The sequence below is a fragment of the Salipiger sp. HF18 genome (genome assembly GCF_011806505.1).
GTDB classification, from domain to species: domain Bacteria; phylum Pseudomonadota; class Alphaproteobacteria; order Rhodobacterales; family Rhodobacteraceae; genus Salipiger; species Salipiger thiooxidans.
Genome location: NZ_JAATOS010000599.1, coordinates 1 through 2,197, shown reverse-complemented (window position 1 = coordinate 2,197; position 2,197 = coordinate 1). Strand labels below are relative to the sequence as shown.

Here is a 2,197-nt window from a genome sequence, read left to right as displayed (position 1 = left end):
GCCGGGCGCGACCTGCTGATGCGGCTCGCGGTGGCGGGCTTCGCGATGATGAACGTCATGCTGCTGTCGATCTCGGTATGGTCCGGGGCCGAGGGCCCGACCCGCGACATGTTCCACTGGATCTCGGCCGCGATCACCCTGCCGACCATTGCCTTCTCCGGCCAGATCTTCTTCCGCAACGCGTGGACGGCGCTGCGGGCCGGGCGACTCAACATGGACGTGCCGATCTCGCTGGCGATCCTGCTGGCCGTGGTGACCTCGCTCTGGGAGACCTCGCTCTCGGGCGAGCACGCCTATTTCGACGCCGCCATCGCGCTGACATTCTTCCTGCTCACCGGCCGCTATCTCGACCACCGCACCCGCTCCATCGCCCGCTCCGCCGCCGAGGAGCTGGCGGCGCTCGAGGTACCGAGGGCGTGGCGCCTGACCGCGGAGGGCGAGGAACAGGTCGCGGTCTCCGAGCTTGCTGTGGGCGACCTGCTGCGGGTGCGCCCCGGCGGGCGGATGCCGGTCGATGGCGAGATCACCGAGGGCCAGTCCGAGCTCGACCGCTCGCTGCTGACCGGCGAGACCCGCCCGGTCTATGCTGCCCCCGGCACAAGCGTGAGCGCGGGCGAGGTCAACCTGACCGGCCCCTTGATAATCCGCGCCACCGCGGTCGGGCGCGAGACCTCGCTGCACCGTATGGCGGATCTGGTCGCTGTGGCCGAAGCGGGCCGCGCCAACTACACGCCGCTCGCCGACAAGGCCGCCAGGCTCTACGCGCCGGGTGTGCACATCCTCTCCGCGCTCGCCTTCGCCGGCTGGTATCTCTGGACCTTCGACTTCCGCGTCGCGCTCAACATCGCGGCGGCGGTGCTCATCATCACCTGCCCCTGCGCGCTGGGGCTCGCCGTGCCCGCGGTCACCACCGCCGCCTCGGGCAGACTGTTCCGCAAAGGGCTGCTGATCAAGGACGGCACCGCGCTCGAACGGCTGGCCGAGGTCGACACAGTGGTCTTCGACAAGACCGGCACGCTGACCTCGGGCACGCCCGAGGTGACCAACACCGGCGATTTCACCCGCAACGACCTCGAGATCGCGCTGGCACTGGCCGAGGGCTCGGCCCACCCGCTGTCGCAGTCGCTGACCGCAGAGCTGCGCGGCATGGGCATCCCGCCCGCCGAGCTGACCGGGATCACCGAGCTGCCGGGCCACGGCACCGAGGCGCTCTGGCGCGGGCAGACCGTGCGGCTCGGGCGCTCGGCCTGGGTCGGGGGCGGCCAGAGCGACGTCACCTCGACCTGGCTCCGCGTCGGCGAAGGCCCGGCGCAGGTCTTCACCCTCGCCGACACCCTGCGCGACGGGGCCGAAGAGGCGGTGCGTGACCTGCTCGAGAGCGGCAAGCGCGTGATCCTGATGTCCGGCGACACCCCCCGCGCGGTCGAGACGCTGGCCGCCCGGCTGGGCATCCCGCAGTGGATCGGCGAGGCGCTGCCGCAGGACAAGGCGGCCCGGGTGCGGGCGCTGTCGGACGAGGGTCACAAGGTGCTGATGGTGGGCGACGGGCTCAACGACACCGCGGCGCTGGCCGCCGCGCATGTGTCGATCTCGCCCGCCTCGGCGCTGGACGCGGCGCGGGTGGCCTCGGACATCGTGCTGCTCGGCCGCTCGCTCGCCCCCCTGCCCGGCGCGCTCGGTACCGCCCGGCGCGCGACCAGGCGCATCCGCGAGAACTTTGCCATCGCCTCGTGGTACAACCTCATCGCGGTGCCGCTGGCGATCGCGGGGCTGTGTTCGCCGCTGATTGCCGCATTGGCGATGTCGGCCTCGTCGATTACGGTGTCGCTCAACGCGCTGCGGCTGAAATGAGCCCGCGGCGCGCTTCCCGGAGGCTCACCCCATGAACATCCTGCTCTACCTGATCCCGATCTCGCTGTTTCTCGGCGGGATGGGGCTACTGTTCTTCGTCATCACCGTGCGCACCAGACAGTACGACGACCCCGAGGGCAACGCCGCGCGCATCCTCGCGGGCCAGTACGACGACAAGCCCAAGCAGGACTGACGCCGGACGAGCGCTTTTGCGTTTCCCCGGAGAGATCCTTTCCGGAGGCCTCCCGGCGCCGCCCGCTGCGACGCCGGAATTCCCCAGTTCAGATCAGACGGCCCGGCTCAGCCCGGCCTGGTCACTCCCTTCCAGAGCGGCCTCGGGGGTGAT

2 protein-coding genes are annotated in these 2,197 nt (G+C 71.0%); both read left to right on the top strand.

Features of this window, described 5'->3' with window-relative positions:
* Positions 1-1,851: heavy metal translocating P-type ATPase (locus tag HC022_RS24685; protein ID WP_254885262.1), on the top strand; the 1,851-nt coding region annotated here is incomplete at its 5' end.
* A 31-nt stretch (positions 1,852-1,882) separates the two neighbouring features.
* Positions 1,883-2,044, top strand: coding sequence for a cbb3-type cytochrome oxidase assembly protein CcoS (ccoS, locus tag HC022_RS24680; protein ID WP_167454154.1), 162 nt, complete (start codon positions 1,883-1,885; stop codon positions 2,042-2,044).
* Positions 2,045-2,197: the final 153 nt, after the last annotated feature.